Origin of the sequence: Rubripirellula amarantea, assembly GCF_007859865.1 — a bacterium.
Classification (GTDB): Bacteria; Planctomycetota; Planctomycetia; order Pirellulales; family Pirellulaceae; genus Rubripirellula; species Rubripirellula amarantea.
In genome coordinates this window covers 1,442,774-1,464,048 of record NZ_SJPI01000002.1, presented here as the reverse complement: position 1 = coordinate 1,464,048, position 21,275 = coordinate 1,442,774, and the positions used below count along the sequence as shown (strand labels likewise).

General features: G+C 55.1%; 1 protein-coding gene (cut by a window edge). It reads left to right on the top strand.

Annotation, left to right across the window (positions count from 1 at the left end; genetic code table 11):
* Nucleotides 1-53 precede the first annotated feature (53 nt).
* On the top strand, nucleotides 54-21,275 hold the 5' portion of the coding sequence (locus Pla22_RS18925; RefSeq protein ID WP_146516298.1) for a LamG-like jellyroll fold domain-containing protein. The gene runs 21,630 nt beyond the window's last position; only the first 21,222 of its 42,852 coding nucleotides appear in the window; it begins with the start codon at nucleotides 54-56; its stop codon lies off the right edge, out of view.

Here is a 21,275-nt window from a genome sequence, read left to right as displayed (position 1 = left end):
ATGGCTTGACCACGCCCCACGGGAGATGTTCGATCGTGGGTGCGAGTTTGATCATGACTGTCAAATCCCGGCTGGCAAAACGGCGATTGATTTGGGAAACACTGGAAGATCGGCGATTGCTTTTCGCCGCCAGCGTGCACGAGGAGCTTTCAATTGGCGGTGCTGTCTTCGAAGGGCAATCAGGTGCGTTAAAGTCCAACGTGACAAATGCGATAGCGGCTTCGAATAAGGCTCAGCAGACAACGTTGGTCACCAACAGCGGGGACCACTTCCACGGCAACAATTTCACCGGGTCCGCGGCCCAAATCAACCAGCGGTATATAAGCGCAGTCGAGGCCGCCAACCCGGACTCCCCCGATTGGGCGAATGTCGCTGCCAACTTCGGGCGAATCCTACATGCAGCCCAAGATTTTTACGCGCACTCGAACTGGGTCGACTTGATTCAGGGGGGATACATAGAGGCAAACTCATTAATTGAGACTGGCTACTCGTATTGGAACGACCTCCGTCCGTTCACGTTGCAGGCTTCAGCCGATGAGATGCCTCTGGGATACGAAGGTGTGATGTTGGCGGAGGATGCTGGCTACGAACTCTTTGGTGATTTGGAAACTCCTTTCGGTAGCGTTTCCGCGGCTGGGAAGTTTAGTCAGTCAAGTAGTCAGGGGGATCTACAGATCGCTTGGGTCGAAGCATCGGGACATCGTTACGCAGCCGTAGTCTCCGGTACGTTTCTATTGCAACCCGACAGCAGCCCCGACACGGTGTCGGTTTTCGACAGTGATCTGAACAAAAGCGATGCGACGAATCCGCTTCATGATGAAGCAAAAACGCTTGCTGACTTACAAACCAAACATGAGTTCCAGCGGCTCTTTGCGTTGGTGAAAGAGCGATGGGGAACCTACGAGCATTTACTCAAACAATGGGTCGAGCCTACGGCGCAGGAAGACTTTGCAAATTCGCTTGACATGGCCGTTGCCGACGGTCGTTCACTCAGCAAGCTAGCTGCCGAAGTCAAAGCGGGACAGATCCGTCATGTCACAGTGGTCACGCACGGTTTTCAACTCGGTGGGCTTAGTGGTGATTCGTTGGCGAGTCTAGCCGACGCAATCCAACATCGTACCGGCGGTTGGTTGGTCGACTATGACGTCCCTGGAGAAAACGCTCGAGGCTATTTTCAGCTTAGCGAGCTGCCGCAAAAGTTGGCCGACACAAATTTGGACACCGACACGAATTCTGATGGCAGCGTTGTGTTGCTGTTTGACTGGTCAGCAGAGTCCAACGAAGGAGAATCGGGTTGGACCGAGGCGGCAGGAGACGCGTTGTTCTCGATGTTGAATGAACTCGGGCTTGTCGATCCGTCCAAAGCTAGTGATCAAGAAGTTTCACTGCACTTCATTGCTCACTCATTTGGTTCTGCTGTCACGACCGAAGCGATTGAACGACTCGGTCGCTACGGCGTGAACGTGGATCAGGTGACGTTCCTGGATCCACATGATTTCGATCAACCCGGAACGCCGATCGACGATAACCAATTCGCATTGAATTTGCCGACCGGCTATGGAGCAACCGTTTGGGATAACGTTGCCTTCGCCGACGTGTACTACCAAAACGAACTAGTGGGCTTGCCTAACGGTCGTCCCATCCCTGGCGCCTACAACGTTAATGTCGAGAATGATCCGCTGGTGGTTGTGCCATTTTCGCATTCCAATGTTTGGTCAGACCTGTATCGTGGAACAGTCATCAACACCGATGCTCGGTCGTATGGCTATCGCTTTTCGAGCGTCGCTAATCCAACCCTCGGGCCGGCGGCGCTGGCCAGCACGACGGTGCGTCCGCCAGGCCGTTTTCACGACGCTACACAAGACCATCAGTACACGGTGCCTGCCGTACTGACACCGCCGATCGATGAGCAATTTCGGGCGCCGATCCAATGGCAGCCTGAGATTGTCAACGGCGATTTTCAGGACATCAGTCTGACTCCGTTTGACCCAATGATTGCCGGTTGGTCCCAACACGGTGGCGGAGGCGATGGGAAAATCGCAACCAATGGATCGAACTCCTACCTCGTTCTCGGCAACGGCGGGCTGATTGGCAGCAACTCATACCAGCGAACTCACAATGCATTCTACGTGGATCCGCAAGCCGGGGTGCTGAACTTCGACATGCGAGTCGAAACCGAATGTATCAACGACACGTTGGAAGTGCTGTTAGGTGATGCAGTTCTTGGTGAATTCTTGCTGCGTGAAGCAACGGCCGGCTTCGTTCGCCAACAACTGTTTGTCCCGACATCGCTGCGCGGCGAGTCGCTCACTCTGACTTTTCGGATCAAGACACCGATCGATGGAAATTCCAATCCACCGGTTAATGCGGCTCCCGAAGCGACGGTCCATCTTGACAATGTGGGCTTGGCTTACGGCGGACGTACCGGCGATCTGATTTCGCTCGATCTAAAACAAATTGACTCAAGTGAAACGAACTTCGCAATCGCAGGTTACGATTTGCTCTCGCCATCGACGGGAATCGGAGTTCCATTGGGTGTTAGCGAGCACGCGATACGGCTAGATCATGCGCTCAGTGATGGTTCTGGTGACATCGGTTACGTGTTGTTTTCTAATCGATTGGAAGCCGAGCAGGGGAATTTAGGCGAACTGTTTACTGCCACCGGTCGTCTCTCGATCGCTCCACCGACGTTATCGTCGATCAGTCAAGATGCAAACGCCAGCGACCGCGGGTTTCAAGGCACCATGCGAGTTTGGTATCGCGTGGGCGAAGACGCATTGCTCAGCGTCAGTCCGGCAAACTCGCCCGATTTGGTTGACGACTTAATCAATCATTTGCCCACCGATGCGTCTCGGTTAGCCGAGATTCAAGTGAGTTTGCCTAAAGATTCGCTCGGCGATGAAATCATAACTCTGCCTCTTGGTTCAACGGTGCGTGAGCGTGAGATTATGCAGGGCGCGTCGTCCCTGCAACGTCAATGGTTGATCAGCCACGAAGCCAGCGACACTTACTATGTATTAGCCGAATCGGGCGAGCAATTAAGTTTGTACGAAGGTCGTTTTGTGGATGTGCAAGTCATCCCTGGCGCCGGACGCATCAACGATTTGGAACGAGTCGCCGCCCAGGCCGCATCGCCGCGCGACATAGCCGAAGTGCAACAGCGTCTTCGTTATCATCAGTATGCTGACGAAAACGGCGAGGCGTTGGTCGTGGACGGAATCGTCGGTGTCCACACGCGACACGCCACCGGGCTGTTCGCCGCATCGTCGACCGAGATCGAATTGCGTGAACAAGACACGCTAGGCGGCGAAGCAGCGAACTACGCCAACGCGGTGAACGGGCCAGTCTGGACGTTTCTTGCCGATGGCACTCATTACGACGTCATGTCGGGCGTTTTTCCTCTCAGCACACCGCCGCGTTTCTATGCGACGAATTGGTTGACCGAAACAATCGTCGCGGCCAGCGACGCAGCCAAGACCGGCCCGGCGCCGCTGGCGATGTCGATCGAAGTTCAAACGCTGAGCGCTGACAATGGCGGCGACCCCCTTGGCGTGATCAACGGTCGGGTGGTCGCCCCAACTGTGCCAGCGGGCAGTGTGTTGAAGGTGTTTGTTGGTGAATCGACGACCAGCCAAAGCATCGCGTTTCCGTCAGCACTTAGCGGCGCAAACGCGATCGCCACGCATATCAACGCGACTGCCGACGGGTTTACGGCTTCCGTTCATGAAGGCCGATTGAAATTGCGCAGCAATGCGTCCAGCAGTGCCTTGAGAGTCGACTCAACGACGAGCGCGTCTTTGTTCAACTCAATCGGCTTGGCGATCGGGGTTCCGCATTCCGCTCATGATTCTGGCTTAGCTGCTGATTTCTCGCTTTCCGCCAGCGTTGATTCGTCAGAAGTGAAAGCGTTTGTGGAATTGCTCGAAGCTAATGCTCACGACGGAGTTGCGATCGCCGAGGTCGTCGTGGGAACCCAGGCCCTTGCCAGCGTCATCAATGCGGGGCGCAGCACACCCATCGCGGTCGCTGACGCTCAATTTGAAAATTTGTTGCACGTTCGTATTGCACCTCCCGAACCGCTCGTGGAACTGTTGCCTGAACCCGTTCTGGACGAAGAGCTACAAGACTCGCTAGAGGAAGTGCTGGAGTTCTTGGACAAGTTGATCGACACCGAACTCGACAAGCAGATTCCGGCGCTTGTGGAATCTGGCAGTGCAGACCAGTCGCAAGCTAATCCAGAAGACGCATCCGAAGACTCGCCAGCGACTTTGGCAGAGACGCTGAACCTAAAGAAACTACTGACTTCATCGAGCCCCGGTTCGATTCTGTCGACGATTCAGTCTTATGCAACCGGTGGCGGCGCAGACTTGATCTTGTTGGCCGAACAGTTTCAAAAGACAGACGTTGAATGGTCTCTGAACCTGACGAAGAACTCGCCGTCCAAGTCGGTTGCTTTTGATCCGGCTAACGCTTCGACCTTCAGCTTTACTAGCAAGATCAACATCTATGACTCCAAGACAACGGCTCACGAAGCCGACGTGTTCTTCGTGAAGACGCAAACCGCAAACGAATGGCGAGTTCATCTTGTTGTTGGCGGAATTCAAATCGGCAGCGGGCAAACGATCAAGTTCAACGCCTCGACCGACGCGATTGATACGAGTGCGTCGTCGCGATTGTCGTTCGCAGGTTTTCAGCCGACCGGTAATGACGAAGCGGTCACGATCAATCTCGATTTTGGTAAAGCAACCGCGCGACAGGATGAATTTAAGGCGGGTTGGACTTCGTGGGGGGCTTCCGCGCAATCGACATTCAATAAAAAAACCGGAATCGCTGATCTGCATTTTCGTTTGGACGGATCGGGCAGCACGGGGGATCGTAAATTCGACCTCACCGAATCTCTAGCCGAACTGAAAACTTCCATTTCCAGCGATGTGACAACCGCCGTCTCTCTTGACGGAGAACTGGATTTCAATGTGAGTTGGAACACGAAGTCGTCCTTGCCGTGGAAGGAAACGCTGTCGCTGACGCTGAACGAGTTCCGAGCCGATGTTGATGTGTTGGTCGATACGGTCACGCTGGATGCCAACGTGAGCGTTCTCGAAGGCAAGATCATCGACACGGGAACGCAAACCAACCCCGGCGACTACAACAGCTACATTGCCGCGTCCGCTGGTTTCGATGTCGAGCTGATGGATGGCGATGCGGTTACGATTGCTGACTTAAAGACACTGGTCGTTGGCGAAGACTACTCCGTCACTCTGGCTTGTGATCTTGATGGTGTCTTGTTCTATGAAACGACGATTGCTGGAAAACCAATCCCAGGGGAGTTCTGGTTAAGCCTGGGGCTTAATACAACGAAGCTTGTCGCCGAGACGCCACCGATATCGACATCGAACTTTTCCAGCAATGCGAAGTTCGCATTGACTCTGGGTGTTGAACCGACCGACACGTTCGAGGTAACGGTCCCATCTTCGTCAACGATTGGGAATTCAAACATCGTTTCGCTGGCTGCTGATGTGAACGCTGCCATTGATGCGGCGCTCGTTGGGTCCGTCTACGCCGGCAAGGTATCAGCCGTTGCGATCGGTTCCAAGCTCGCGATCGTAGGCACGGGCAACGAGATTGTGTTGGTCAAAGTTTCGGATCTTCCCGGATCTAGTTTCTTAAAGCTCGATCAGCTCGGCTTCAGCAACGGGCAAGAAGAGGGAACGCCCCAGGAGGTGGAGGTTGAGCCAAAGGGTGATCTGCTTGCGCTGTATGAGAAGATAAAGAACCTCGACATGAAGCAAGTCGCCAGCGCGGCTCAGCAGTTGGGTAGTTGGCTAAGCGGGCTCGGCAACACGGGCTCGTTCACTAACCCGCTGCCACTTGGCGGAGGTTCGTTCGGCAAGTTTGGCGATGTGGGGGAAGAATTGAGCAAAGCGTTGCTCGAGAAGTTCCTCGAAGTTCAGATGGTGGCCGAGTCGAAGCCTCAGTCGGTGAAAGCATTCTTGGATGTAACCACGTTTGTCCTGGAAGTGAATGGGCAATCGTTTGATGTCGAACTGTTGCCTTCGGTAACGGCAGGCAACCAAGCGATCGACGACTTGGCTTCGGATCTGCACGCCGCAATCACAGCCGCGCTGGACGAGTCAAGTTTTGACGGGCAAGTCACCGTCGTTGTGGTCGAAGGAAAGTTGGCTTTGCGATCGGTCGGCTCGGACGTGACAAGTTTGCGAGTGAGCAACGAAGATGGTCAAGCGACGCCTGGCGTTGAACGTCTTGGCTTCAGCAACGGGCAAGCGGTTGACCAATTGCGTTTGCAGTCGCTGCAAGACCTCGAAGAGATGTTGGCCGAAACGCTGGGCAGTCTGTCTCTGGCGGCTGATGCAGCGGCGGCTGTGTTTAGCTTTGCTAACGATACTAGCTTTGTCGTCGACATCAACGATCAAGCGTTCAGTGTCACGGTTCCGTTCGCGACCACAACCACTAACACGTCGCTGCGAGCGCTCGCGATTGATCTCAACTCGGCACTCGCAGTCGCAACTAGCAACACTTCGTATGCGGGCGGATTGGTCGCTGAAGTTGTCGACGGAAAGATCTCGTTGCGAACGACGAAGCCTGCGATTCTTTCATTTGGTGTGCGAAATGCGGACGGTCAGTCAACACCTGGCATTGAGCGTTTTGGTTTCACTAGCGGACAGGCAGCATCATGGTTGGCCTTCGAAGGCGACTTTGTCGAACTTACCGTTCCGTTCCTGCGTGAATCGGTGTTGGGAACCGTCCCCATTCAACTGAAAGATTCGTTTGGTGGATTGGCGATCGCTGATACAGATTCTGAAGTTCAGCTTTCGCGCCGCGCCGAAGGTTCATTTACGTTCGGTATTGATTTGACGCCTCTAGGGAGCGGCTACACGCTTTCGACCAACGATGCTCTTGTTGACCTTGCTAGTTGGGGGCGCGGAATTGAAACCGGCTTGGTGTCATCGCTCGACGATAACGGCGGTAGTTTTTCTGGAAAACTTGGTGCCGATGTCCCGTTTGAATTGATTCTCAACGCAACGCCATTCGCGGTCACCGTGACGAAGGCTTCGACTTCCACCAATGCGAGCTTGGCGGACTTGGCCGGCGACGTCAGCAGTGCGATTTCCTCAGCCATAGCATCTTCGTCGTTTGCGGGCGAAGTGAGCGTGTCGATGGTCGGAGGAAAGTTGACGATCGCTCGCGCCGGTGGATCCTCGATCACTGCAATGGAACTACGTGAACTCGAAACCGCCAAAGGGTCGCTTGGCCGACTAGGGTTTTCAAATGAACAGAAGTTCGGACATCACCTGCAGATCGAGCTGACCGACGAATCCACGTTCCTGGTCGACTTAGAAACTGCCACAACAATCAATGATGCGATTTCAGCGATTGAGAACGCGTCGAAGTTGTCGCCAACGAGTTCGCCGCGCGTGAGTGTCGCGATCGGGGCCGACGGGGCGAGCTTGACTCTGGCCGATACGACCCATGCAGACGAAGACAACCAGGGGCGTTTTAAAGTCACAGGTGCCAATGGATCGAAGGCGTCGATCATCTTGGGCATTTTCGGTGAAGATGATGACGACGACGGCGTGATCGGGGGGCGCCCGTTGCACGGCCGATCCATGATTGATCGGCTTTACGTCGAAGACTTTAGCGCCAAGGTACTCGTTCAGGCAACCGCATCGGACATTGACGCGACCGCAAAGTTTGGCTTCGTGGAGGTTGCCGTCGAGAATGGTCACGGACAGGCGACCGCTGAAATTGAGTTCACGTTGACGGACCCCAGCGGTGACGGTCGGTTGTATATCAGCGAAATGGTCGCTGCCACCAACGATGCCAACAACAACGCCGATGGAGTTTCGGTGGAAGACGTGCTCGGCTTGCCGGAACTCGAGTGCAGTCTGAATCTCGATTTGCCAATCACGCTGGCTAGCAATATCCCTGGGCTCACTAGTTTGCCAGGCAATGCGGGAGCGACGGTGACGTGGCAAAACATTCACCAGGGCACTGAACCCGTCGTACACCTGCGCGGCATGGATTCGCTGAAGGGTTTTAAGAACTTTTCAGGCATTGGACTTAACGACGATTTGTCGATCGAGGACGTGATTGACGAAGCAATCGACTTGAATCCGATTGCTGCTGATCCCGAGTTGACGTTCACGCTGCGTGATGGATCGACGGCCAGCGTAAATCTTGAAGCCGTGGATCCCGATGCCAACGGCGTCGCCAGGAAAGTGGTCTGGACGTTTGGGAATCTACGAGATGCGATCAGTGGCCAAACGTCAGGGCGAGTGACGGTTGACTACAGTCTTGACGGTACTTCGTTGGTGCTACGCGATAATACGACACCATCAACGGGAACGTTTTCCGTTTCCGCTGGCGGAGTTTCCGACATGCTGGAACTGCTCGGCCTGGACGTCCCCAGCGTCGACGATGGTATCGACGGCGATCCGATCTATCAGCCGAGCATGCTTGATGCGCTGCGCCGATTGGTCGATCTGTTGCGATCGTTTGAAGATACGCCTGCGCTCAACGATCCGATTCCCGGCACCAAGACCAGCATCAACGATTTGCTGGCCTTTGCTGACAAGCTGGAGTCAAGTTTGGACGACCTGCAAAATAGGGCGATCGAATCGTTGCAGGACTTGGAACAAGCCCTTGAAACAACGCTCGCAGTTCCGAGCGGTGATTTGGCGATCGCATTTGAAAACAACGCATTGAAAGTTGTATTTCGCTGGAACCGAATGACGATTCAATCGCTGGGACTGAACTTTGACTTGGGTGGTGATCTCGGACCACTCGTTGACGCGAAGGGCAAAGCAGAAGTATCCGGGGACGCGCGGGCAACGTTCACGTTGGCTCTAGGTGTCGACTTATCCAACCCCAACGACCTGCGACCGTTCTTGTACACCAACGACACCGGCACAGGGTTGCTAGACCAGGGCACAAAGTTCGATTTGACCGCCAAGGTTTCCACGCCTGGGCCAATCAACATGTCGGCATCGGTCGGACCGCTTGGCGTTCATATTCGCAATGGTTCGGTGGTGTTGGACGCCGACGGTGCTGGGCCAAGCACGTTACCAGCCAAACTGACCGCTCGAGTTCAAGACGACGCCGTGCAAGATGGTCGTCGTTACTTGACGAACCTGACCGCATCGGCATTGCAAACCAGCTTTGCCGGTGGTGCGGTAATGAACCTGCCGACGTTCTTCCCCACGGTCAGTAATCCCGTCGGATCGATCACGCTCTCGGCACCTAACCTGCTCAACCCCTCGTCGTTTACGGTCACGACGCCAGACTTTTCGACGGCGCTCGCCAATTTTAATCCTGCGACAGACTTGAGCGCTTTCTTGGACGGTTGGGAATCGCTGATCGGACTCATGGAAGCTCAGGTTTCCAAGCAGGTCAAGAAGATCAAGCTGCCTGTGATCGGTGATCAACTCTACAACGTCACTCGGTTGCTCGATAGTTTGAGCGATCAGCTCAGTGGTCTCAATCCAGCGGGTTTGAGTGCTCAGCAATTGCGTTTACAGCTCGAACAACGATTGACGTCACACTTGACTGGATCTGTCGGGCTGGACGTCGGTCCGGGCACGGTTCCTCAGTATGTCGAATACAGCCTGCCGCTGGGCGACACGATCGTGCTAGGTGACTTGAAGTTGGACTTGGGTTTGCCGGGTTTGGGTCTAAAGGTTCCCGACAACTTAAGTCTGCGAATGACGGCGAGCTACCAATTCAACGTTGGTATCGGTTTGGACAAGAGTCAGGGGGTTTACATTGCGCTCAATCCAACCAAAAACGACGATCTGAGTTTTCAATTTGATGTTGAACTTTGGGATCCGAACGCCAACGCGCCCTACAATGGATTTGACGTCGACCTTGGGTTCCTAAAGCTGATGGTCGAGAATCAAACCACGGCTGCTGGTGGTGTGTTGAAGTTTGATCTCGATCCAGGTGCCGATGGTCGTCTGAAACTGGGAGAAATTTTCTCGTCGATCCAAACGCCAACGTTCACCGGCTCGCTTGCTGGCAACAAGGCCGTGATCGTCGATTGGACGTTAACGGCCAATGTGGGAGAGGATTTCCCTCAACTTCGAACCGATTTTGGTTTGAACTGGACGATCAACGCTTTTAGCGATCTGTCGAAGGCACCGGAGGTCAGCTTCGGCGCAGTAGAAATGAACCTGGGTGCGTTCCTGGGTGATTTCTTGGGTCCGATCGTCGACCGAGTGAACCAAGTGATCGATCCGGTACGCCCGGTGATCGAAGTGTTGACGGATCCGTTACCCGTGATCAGTGACTTGGCGGGCCCAGTGACGCTGTTGGACCTAGCCGATTTCTTCGGCTACGGCGACTACAACGAATTCATTTACGCAGCACGTGACATTAGCGACTTGGCGGAACTTCTCGAAGGCGTCGATGGCGATGCTTGGATACCGATGGGATCGTTCAATGTCGATGGCAAGCTGGCGCTTAGTTCACGCGGTCGTGGCCAGATCGTGCCTCTCGACACGGTGGTCGAGGACATTTCTTCGCAGATATCTACCAGTCCCTCGGCTAGTCAATCGCAGAAAGATGCCTTTAGTAGTAGCGTTGGATTCTCTGGAGGTGGTGGATTCAAATTTCCTATCTTGGAAAACCCAGCGAGCGCATTCGGCTTGCTGCTTGGTCAAGACGTGACCCTGTTCGGGTACGACATGCCATCGTTTGGTGCAGGTTTTGAATACAGCCAGTTCTTCCCGATTTGGGGACCGATCGGAGCACGAGTCACGGGCAGCGTTGCAGCAGCGATTGATTTTAACTTCGGTTACGACACGTTCGGCTTGCGACAGTATGCAGCCAGTGGTTACAGCGAACCGAGCCTGATCAGTAAGGGCTTTTTTATCAGTGATACGGCCAGCGTCGATGGCTCAGGCGCCGACGTTCCCGAAGTTACGCTCAGTGGTGCGCTCAAGGCCGCACTTGAACTGAATCTCGGCGTCGCCCGTGCTGGCGTGGGTGGCGGTATCTTCATTGACGTGTCCTTCGACCTTCACGATCAATCGGGCGATGGAAAGATTCGCCTCGACGAACTGAAAGACAATATCGAGCTCGGTCCGATTCACGTCTTTGACGTCAGTGGCCAACTTTCCGCGAAGTTGTTCGCCTACTATGAAATTGGGATCAGGATTTTTGGCAAGTACAAAGTGATCGCCGGCGACGAGATGGAACTGGCGGAAGTAGTTCTACTGCCGTTCAATTTGGATCGTCCCGATGACCAAGGCCCGCCAGCATTCTCGAACAAGGATGGCGCGGGGCTTTTGACGTTTGTGACATCGCAGAATGCGGATCAGTTCACAGTGGCACCTGGCTCGAACCCTGGCGATGTGATCGTAACGTCGCAAGGACGACAAGAAATGCACAGTGGCGTGACGGCGATTTTGTTTGAAGGCCAGGGCGGCAACGACCGCTTGACCATTTTGGAAGGCATCACGGCGGGCGTGACCGCATACGGCGGCGATGGCAACGATCAAATTGTCATCGCCTCTGATGGTCCGGCGACTGTCTACGGCGACAGTCTGAATGAAGGCGCTGGCGACGGGCGAGACATCATTAAGCTTGGCAATCACGGTGGGTTGGTGTACGGCGGTGGCGGTGACGACGACATCACCGGTTCTGATTACCTGGATACGATCTTCGGTGGTAGCGGTCGCGATTTGATTGTTGGGCTTGATGGCAATGACTTGATTGAAGGTGGGGCCGGAGCTGACCGCATCGAGGGTGGGTTCGGCAACGATACGATCCTAGGCAATGACGGCAACGATGTGATCGAAGGGGGCCGGGGCAACGATAGCATTGATGGCGGCGAGGGCGACGACAACCTGAGTGGTGGCTTTGATGATGACACGGTCATTGGCGGACATGGGAACGACCGATTATTGGGGGATCGCGGCGATGATGTTCTTGTCGGCGACGTCGGGACTGTTGTCGACTTAAATGTCACAGGACTGCAGGGCAAGGGGGCCGACATTATCGAGGGCGATCGCGGCAACGACGTTATCTATGCAGGTGGTGGCAATGACAGAGTTGATGCGGGTGCTGGCGATGACATCGTGTACGGCCAAGACGGTGATGATGAAATGCATCTTGGTAGTGGCATTGATTTTGGTCACGGTGGTGATGGCGACGACCGCATTTTCGGTGGCGCTGGTAATGACGAGATACTCGGCGGTTGGGGTAGCGACTTAATCGCCATCGGTGCAACGATCGACGACATAGGTGCTGCTAATGAAACTCACACGATCACTAGCGATCCTTCACCGGGCACTCCACCGGCCGGCACAACGAACAACGATACCGTCTACGGCGGACAAGGTAACGACACGATCGAAACCGGCGTTGACGACGATGTGGTGTACGCGCGAGATGGCATTAATGTCGTACGACTGGGTGAAGGCAACAACCGAGCGTACGCAGGGAGCGGCAGCGATGAAATCTATGCTGGTGCAGGTCACGACACGATTGAAGCCGGTGACGGTGCCAACATCGTCTCCGTCGGTGCTGGTAACAACAGCGTAGTATCCGGCAGTGGACTGGACTTAATCACCGCGCTTGGCGGAAACGATACGATCTTTGCTGGTGACGGGGACAATGTCATTCACGCTGGCAATGGTAAGAATGTGATCAAGACGGGTGTTGGTATCGACACCATCACTACCGGCACTGGTGACGACGTCATCGATGCGGGAAGCGGAAGCGACGCGGTTGTACAAACCATCTTGGCTGGTGAAGGTAACAATCGCATCACCGGCGGTCTCGGTTGGGAAAGCATCACAACCGGCAGTGGGAATGATTCGATCTCCACCAGCGACGGTGTGAAAACAATCAATTCGGGCGATGGACTCAACGTGATCACGACGGGCTCCGTCGTTTTGGGCACGATCACCATCACCAGTGGCAGCGGCAACGACCTAATCAGCGTCGGCCACGGCACGAAAGTGATTCAGGCTGGCGAAGGAGACAACCAAGTCGCGGCGGGGAACGGTTATGCAGATGTCACGACCGGGGCGGGCGATGATGTGATTACGCTCGGCGATGGGCAAAAGGTTATCGTCGCGGGTGACGGTAACAACACACTAACGCTTGGCAAGGGCGATGCCAACGTGCTCGTTCCCAATGCAATTTCAACCGGCAGTGGTGACGATGTCATCATCACTGGGAACGGGATCGACTTAATTTTTGCCGGGGATGGGAACAACACGGTCAATGCTGGCGATGGTTGGGACTTCGTGCAAACGGGCTCTGGCGATGATCAAATCATCGGCGGCGGTGGCGACGACATCCTGCTTGCAGGTGCTGGCAACGACTTGGTTCGAGGCGAATCCGGTCGCGATTTGATCGTCGGTGACGATGGCGACGACGTGCTGGATGGCGGAGATGGCGAAGACGTGATTTGGGGCGGTTTGCCTTCGGATGCTCTGGCGGGTTGGGGCATCGGCTCGTTCACGACGGTGCCAACCATCACTGACATTCAAAACGCTTTTGGATGGCTGGTGAACTTCAATCCGAATCTTGGCAGCGGCTTTACATCGTTCACCTGGATGAAAGCTAGCGATGCAAATACCTTTGGAAACCTAGTTGAACCGAGTGGATTCACTGCAGCGGAAGACTACGCGGTCGCACTAACCGGACGAGACCGATATCAGGCGCCGCACATCACCCCAAACCTACTCGCTTCGGTCAGTGTCAACGGACGCCAAACGGGGCCGGGACAAACCGGCGATGGTGCCGATCAAATCTTTGCGGGTGAAGGCACGGACTGGGTGTTCGCCGGTGGCGATGAAGACATCGTCGATGGCGGTGGCGGTGCGGATTACCTGGACGGTGGAGTCGCCAACGACCGCCTCTTGGGTGGCGATGGCGACGATGTGATGCGAGGCGGGTTTAACGACGACATCCTGCGCGGTGGCGCTGGCATTGATCAAGTTTACGGCGATGAAGGCAGCGACTTGCTCTTTGGCGATGTTGGTGATGCAGGCGGCAAACAAGAAGGCCAACGTCTGTGGGGCGGTCCCGGCTTTGACACGTTGTACGCTTTTGCACCGTCCTACGATTCGGCAACCGAGAGTCTCAAGTGGGGCGACGAACTAATCGGCGGCAGCGACGGTGACTTGCTGTATGGAAATTTGCGTCGTGAACTGATGATCGGTGACAGTGTTTCGCAGCCCTTGGTCGGTGCCGACTTCTTGCATGGCGATTATGTCGAAGGGCCACTGTACGCGCGCAGCCAATCGGCGGGAACTAGCGGTGGTGGCGACTTCTTGCTCGGTGGTTTTGGTCAAGACCAACTCTACGGCGGTGGCGGTCCGGACGTGCTATATGGTGGGCCCGATTCGGATTGGCTCGAAGGCATGGACGGCAACGACAGCAGTTACGGTGGCAGCGGCGTCGACATCATGGTGCTGGACGTGGATACTCGCTACACGAACTTGGGCGATTCGTTCGATGGTCACTACGGCAACTTCACTCACAACGATGCGCCCGATGATGGCGCCGTCGACATTCTGCTGGTCGAAGGCGACCGTCAGTTCGTCAACGACGTTCGTCAGGAAAACGATCGCATCTGGATCACCGAAACGGCTGGCAATCCGCAACTGCAAGTTCACCTCGATGTGCTTGACGGCTCAGGCGATCCTGTCGGTGGGCTATCGCGAGATTTCAATGTCACTTGGCGAAACGCGGCCGGGAACCCCGTCGTGGAACAGTTCCAAGTCTCCGGCTTGATGGGTGACGATGATCTCGCGGTGACGTTAAGCGCGCCTTCGATCGCTCAGCTAGTCGACAGCACACCTGGCAAGCCGTGGCACACGACCATCAGCGGAGGACCCGGGGACGATTTGATTCGTGGTTCCGCCGGTCGTGACCGCATTGATGGTGGTCCGGGTAGCGATCAGCTTTATGGGTACGCCGGCGACGACCGTATTTGGGGTGACTTCTTTAACGGTGACCCATTGCTCGATACGGATGTGCTATTTGCTGGGCGAGGCAACGATGACTTGATCGGCGGCAGTGGAAGCAATCACTTGTTCGCTTGGTCGCAGCATCCCGATGTTGATCCTGTCACCGGTGACTTGAACGATTTCCTGACCGACGGTCCAAGTGAAACCTTTGGCGTGTGGGTCGATGCGGCGGGCATCCTCTACAACGAACCAGGACCCAACCGCACGTTAGAAGACACTGGCCTGAACCGGATGCTCGGTAGCAGCAATCCGTCGTCAGCTATCGGCGACAACCCAGCCATCGTTTCGCAAACTCGCTTTGGCGATGTGTTGTATGGCGGCACGGGGCTCGATTTCTTGTACGGCAATGGCGGCGGCGGTACGAACGGTGACCTCCTTGTCACTCGCCACGGCACGCCTTTTGGAAATCGTGAAGACGACCTGACGACGGATGACGCTTGGAAGCAATACGCCAAGAGCACCGATGCTGCGTGGTATCTGGCGGGTTCGGAAGGCGACGATGACATCGACATCAACTATGTCACCAACCCTTACAACCCGTTGTTCGGGCGTCACCAAGTCACGTTCAGCACGACGGGATCGTTTGATCCACGATTCAACGGATTCGATTCGTTCTCGGCGTTTGATCGTAACGACGAAGCGGTTCACAGTCGTATGGATGATGTGTTGTTGGCTGAAAACGTTCGCGTGCGTCCCAGCGCCGCGAACCCTGGTCAAGAGGTTTCAACAATCACGCAGCTTGAAAACTTTGGTGTCACGTCCACCGACATCGTCGAAAAAGTGTTCGGTCCCGAAGCTGACTTTTTGGCGATCATCATTGACTCGCTCGGCGGCGATGACACGATCACGGTTGGCGAAACCGTGCAGAAAACGGTCTGGGTGGATGCTGGAGCCGGCGACGACACCGTACAAATCGAACCTCAAGTATCATTCTTGCCCGATCGAACTGATCCGTTTGGCAATCGCAACGACACGAAAGCCAAATCGACGGCGCTAAATTCTTCAGGCTCAATCACGTTACCGCTTGATCCTATCGAGCCGCTTGATAGTAGCCGAGTGTTTGAAGGACTGACCTTTGACAGCGCGAGAAGCGATGAGCAAGACGTCGATTGGTACAAGTTCCAACTGAGCAAGGATGCGCTGATGGGCGACTTGCTCGAAGTCGAATCCGTATCGGGAATCAACCGCGTCAACTTGGACTACTCGCTCTACGACGGCAATACCTTGTTGGCGATGCGACAAACCAATCCTGGTTCGATCAATCCTAGCCTGAGCGACAGCCCGATCGACCTGGGCGACGTCGGCTTGGTCAAGGACAAGACGTATCACTTGCGAGTGTTCTCCGTGGGCGCGATACCAACCGAGTACAAGATCGGCATCGAACTGGCTCAGTCGACCGACATCGCGGAACCGAATGATTCCAAGCAGGCCGCCGCTAGTGCATCGACGAAACCACTCGCTGCCATTCACCAAATCGCTGAAGCGACAGGCCTAACGCTTTCCGACGCTGCCGATGTCGATTGGTTCCAGTTTGATTTATTGGAAGCCAGCACCGGGCAATCCCTGGAAGTTCTATCGCACACGCCTACGGCCACGGTTTCGGCCACAGTCCATGAACCTGGTGGCGCGTTCCGCACCGCTGAAATGGTCAGCGGTGCGCTGAGTTCAGTTTTGCCGTTGACCAGTCTCGTGGTGCCAACGTCAACCGATGCAGCATCACTTGATGGAACAGATTTCCAACTCGATGGAGGCAGTTACGCGCGATTGGAAATCGACGGCGCTTCGGGTGGCACGTACACGTTGTCGTATGGTGGCCAGACGACAACGCCGATCGCCTTTGACGCTGAAGCTGCGGCAATCGCGTCGGCGCTCTACACGATGGGTGGTTCGTCCGTGTTTTATCCAGGTGAGCTGGAAGTAGTACTCCGCGACGATGCGGGTCTGCCTAGTGCAGCCAACAGCAGACCCGTGATCGGCCTGCGTTCAGGGCGACGACTCGATGGGTTGACGCTCGACGCATCGGGACTTGTCGGCGCAACGACTCAACTATTGGTTGCTGAGCCCACGATCTTGATTGAGTTTTCGCAGTACACAACAACTTCGAACGAACAGAAAATTCAAGTTTCGGTGAACTCGGTCACCAAGGAAGACTTCGGCCTGACTGCGTCCGCCAGTGAGATCGCTCAGGCGATTAAGAGTTCTATTACCAACGTGAAGATTGCGCCTTGGGCACCGGATGCCGTCACCGCGATCGCGCGGCAAAATCAGGTAACGTTCTCGACCGTTCGCGAGATTGGCGGTGGAGTTGCCTTGGATGTCTCCGAAATCGGTAGCGGGACAAATTTCGAGTACTTCCAGCAAGCCAGCAGCGAATATTTCTTGCAGGTATCGGGTGGTCCAGCACGATATTCCATCGTTCCCCGTATCGGCCAGCAAAAGCCAGTCGGTAATGTGGATCGTGCTTCGGCCTATGCGATCAACAATTTGTTGACTTTCCAGCCCGAACGTCAACAGGTTGGTGTCGTTTCTAATGGTGAAAATCCATCGGCTTGGTATTCGTTAGCATTGGAAGAAACCGGCACCGTCGGCTCGGGCATCGGCATCCGCTCGGTCGCATCGCTCGACCAAGATGATCAGACACCTGACTTTAGTAACGTGCTCGAACTGCGACTCGTTGATGAAGACGGCAATGTTTTGCGCACGCAAACAATGTTGGAGGATCTGCTTCCCGACGGCGAGGACAGTGATCAGCACCCTGAGTGGGTTTCCAGCGGTCGCGCGGTTTTGGACTTTGAGGGACTGGCGAAGGGCAAGTACTTCTTGCAAGTGATCGTGGCGTCCGAAGCGTATCAAACGGACGCTGGAACAGGCGCCGAGTTTGATCTGGGTGCAGCAACCAATTTTGAAATCTTCTCGGTCACATCGCAGCGTTTGCAGCAACGTCCTGATTTTGATTACGGACGAAACAATCCAATCGACTTCAGCAACCAGTCAACGTACGAACGCCGTGACGTCATCATTGGTGGCACTGGTAACGACCGCTTAGCGGGTGGTTCGGGCGAAGATTGGGTGTTTGGTGGTTTCGGCAATGACGTCCTGTCCGGTGGTAAGGACCAACAAGCTGAAGACCTGCTTTTTGGCGGCGAAGGCGACGACACTTTCCAAATCATCGCCGACACGCTGCCCGTCAATCCTCTGACAGGTCGACCTGGTGACTCAGCGACCGCAGATCTGTTCGTTGGCGGTGCTGGCGACGATCGAGTGTTGTACGTCGGTGGTAGTTTGGACAATCAGGGCGACCCGATTCGTGATTATGTCGTCGTTGGATATGATCGATTCTTGCATCGTCACAAGTTCACGACCTTAGTTTGGGACATGCTTTCCAATTCGTTTGTGCAAGATCCTTACGACGCGGACCAATACGCTCAGGAATTCGCATTCTTCAAGGCTAAGGACGTTGAACGAACTTTAGTCGAATTGGGCGACGGAGCTGACGTGTTCCACGCCGATCCTGGTTTGATCCTTGGTGGTCAATCCTACGGCATCTATCGCGGCGACATCCAAACGAGGGCCACTGCATTCGCTTCGATCGAAGTCGATGGTGGACTGGGGAATGATTGGATCTACGGCGGTGCTAACAATGATCTCATTCGCGGCGGCGCGGGTCGCGATTTGATCTTCGGCGGCGAAGGTGACGACATCTTACTCGGACAAGATGGTGACGACATCATCGCCGGCAATTGGCAACTCGATGGCGGTGGAGTACGCAATTCTGGGGATCCTTCCAACAGCTATATGCCGTATGGTGCCCCTGGAACGCCTGACCAACCCGGTGCAATGCCGATGACTCGGCTCGAGGCATCAAGCGTTTACACTTCGACACTGGCATATCCACTCTCAGGTTCACGTCCTCGGCAAACTGGTGTCGAGTTTGGTGTGGTGGGACCAACGTTGGTAGACGACACGAGCCTTAACTTCTTCACAAGCGGAAATTGGCAATCTGTTGCCAGCGGTTATGCGTCGGGTGAAAGTAGCCCCTCACATCAATTCGCAAGAGGCGGGTTCAGCTCCCTTCCCACCGATTTGGAATACAACTTCTTAGGCGATACCCTAGTCGATTCGACAGGTCGAATCGCTGTGTCGCAGTTTGGTTATGACTTTACGACAAACGAAGTTCAGCTGAGCGTTAAGCGTTTCTTGCCCGACGGCAGTGCAGACTCGAGCTGGGGCATTGAGGGTACGGCGGCGCTGGAAAGCGTGTCTGCGTCATTCTTGATGGAGGATCAAGCGGGCGGTTACTATCTCGCGGGCGGCAAGTCGATCAATCGCATTGATGCAAACGGTGTTCGCGACAACACGTTCTCCGTCGACCTCGATCCCGCGTATACCACCGCGGGACTGTCAAATGTCACTACGCGACAGGTTCGCGTTTCGCCATCTGGAGACATTTTTGTCTTTGGCGAAGCGATGCAAAGCGGGAACAAGGTCGCGACGCTGACACGAGTGTTGTCCGATGGAACGATTTCAACGTTTGGCGGACAATCGGTGTGGACGTCCAATGGCGTCTACTCGATACCGGCGGGAAGCTTTATCCTCGATTTCCAGTTCACATCGAACGACGGTCTGGCTCTGCTGATTCAAAAGAGAGTGGATAGCCTCGACAGCGATGTCGCCGTCGTGCAACTGACTTCGGCAGGAGTTTTGGATGCCCAATTTGGAGTGGGCGGAGCCTTTGAGTTTGGCTTTGGAACGGGGCGCATGGCTCCTCGCCATCTTGAACGAGCGTCCGACGGTTCGCTCTTCGTCTCGGGTGCTTACGATGCGACTTCGTTCTCCGAAACTAGCTACCCGTTCTTGATGAAGCTAACGAGCGCCGGTGCTCTGGACACTACGTTCAACACGACTGGCTACGTGGAGTTGACGCAATACACCGGCGGCAACTTTTACAATCCTGACCTGGTGATTACCGGCGCTGCGTCTCCTCAGATAACACTCCAGTCGACCGACTTCACCAATGAAACCGCAACGAATCTTCAGCTTCGCTTTGACTCAGCCGGTCTACCTGATGTGAGCTTTGGTGACTCGGGAATCGTTGCGATCGATCAGCTCGATGGTTTTGTGGTTAAAGAAGCGGTGGTCACACCATCAGGTGGCGTCCTATTCGCTGGAAAGTTGCAATTCGATCCGGAACGCTCAGAAGAAATTGGCCTGGTTCGCATCGGCAGCAACGGCGAAGACGATGCGACACTAGGAAGTCCTTTCGCGAGCTGGACGTTTACAGGTTTACCGGATGGTCGATACACGATTCAGACAACTTGGACGGCGGAAAGCGACAGTACCGCGTCAGCAATCTATTCCGTTTCGACGGATCCGTTTGACAACGAACCCAATGGAACTAGCGCAAAGTCAGTGACTCAACTCGCGTCGCCGAGCGATCGTCATTGGGGTGGCACCTCATGGCATCAACTCAAAGAAGCGGGAACCGGAACTGCTGGTCAAAATGGCGGCAAATCCATGGTCGTCGAAGTCGTTGACGGATTCCTGCGAGTCTTCCTGAAGGCCGGCGCGATTGGACGGTTGCAAGCCGATGCCGTGCGCATTGAACCTGTCGTCGAAGATGCATTTGCGTGGGATGGGGTGACCGCAAATTCACCGCTGGCTCGATTCGTCGGCAGTGGCGATCTCAACGCCGATGGCAAAGCAGACTATGTATTCGCCGACAACGCCAACGCCTATGTGTTCTTTGGTCCTGTCGATCCACGTAGCCAATTCCGCATCGACACCACCGACCTGAACGGCGACGCCGTCAAGGACTTCCGTGTTCGTGGCGAAGACTGGACGTATGACGTCAATTTCGACAGCAGCAATGACCTGACGAATTCCAAGGAGCTTTACCGAATCGGCGGGCGAGCTGACGTGATCTACCGAGTGGGCACAGCGACCGAGGGCGCGATTGCGATTGGTAACTTCATTGGTGACGTCATTGGTGCTGCAGACATCGCGGTGTTGAGTGGTACGAACACACTGAAAATCTATAGTGGCGGTTCAGGCTTATCACGCGAAGTCCTTCAAGCGAGCCCATCAAAAACGATCACGCTCGCTTCGGGGTTGTCAGGAACAAGAATCGAGTCGGTCAATTGGAACAACGACGGACGACAGGACATTGCCTTCATCGCTAGCACTGGAAACGGATCCAATTTACTAGGTCACGTTTACAGCGGCGCGGGATTGGATGTCAACTCAGCGACGATTTTGACCACGTTGACGGCCGAC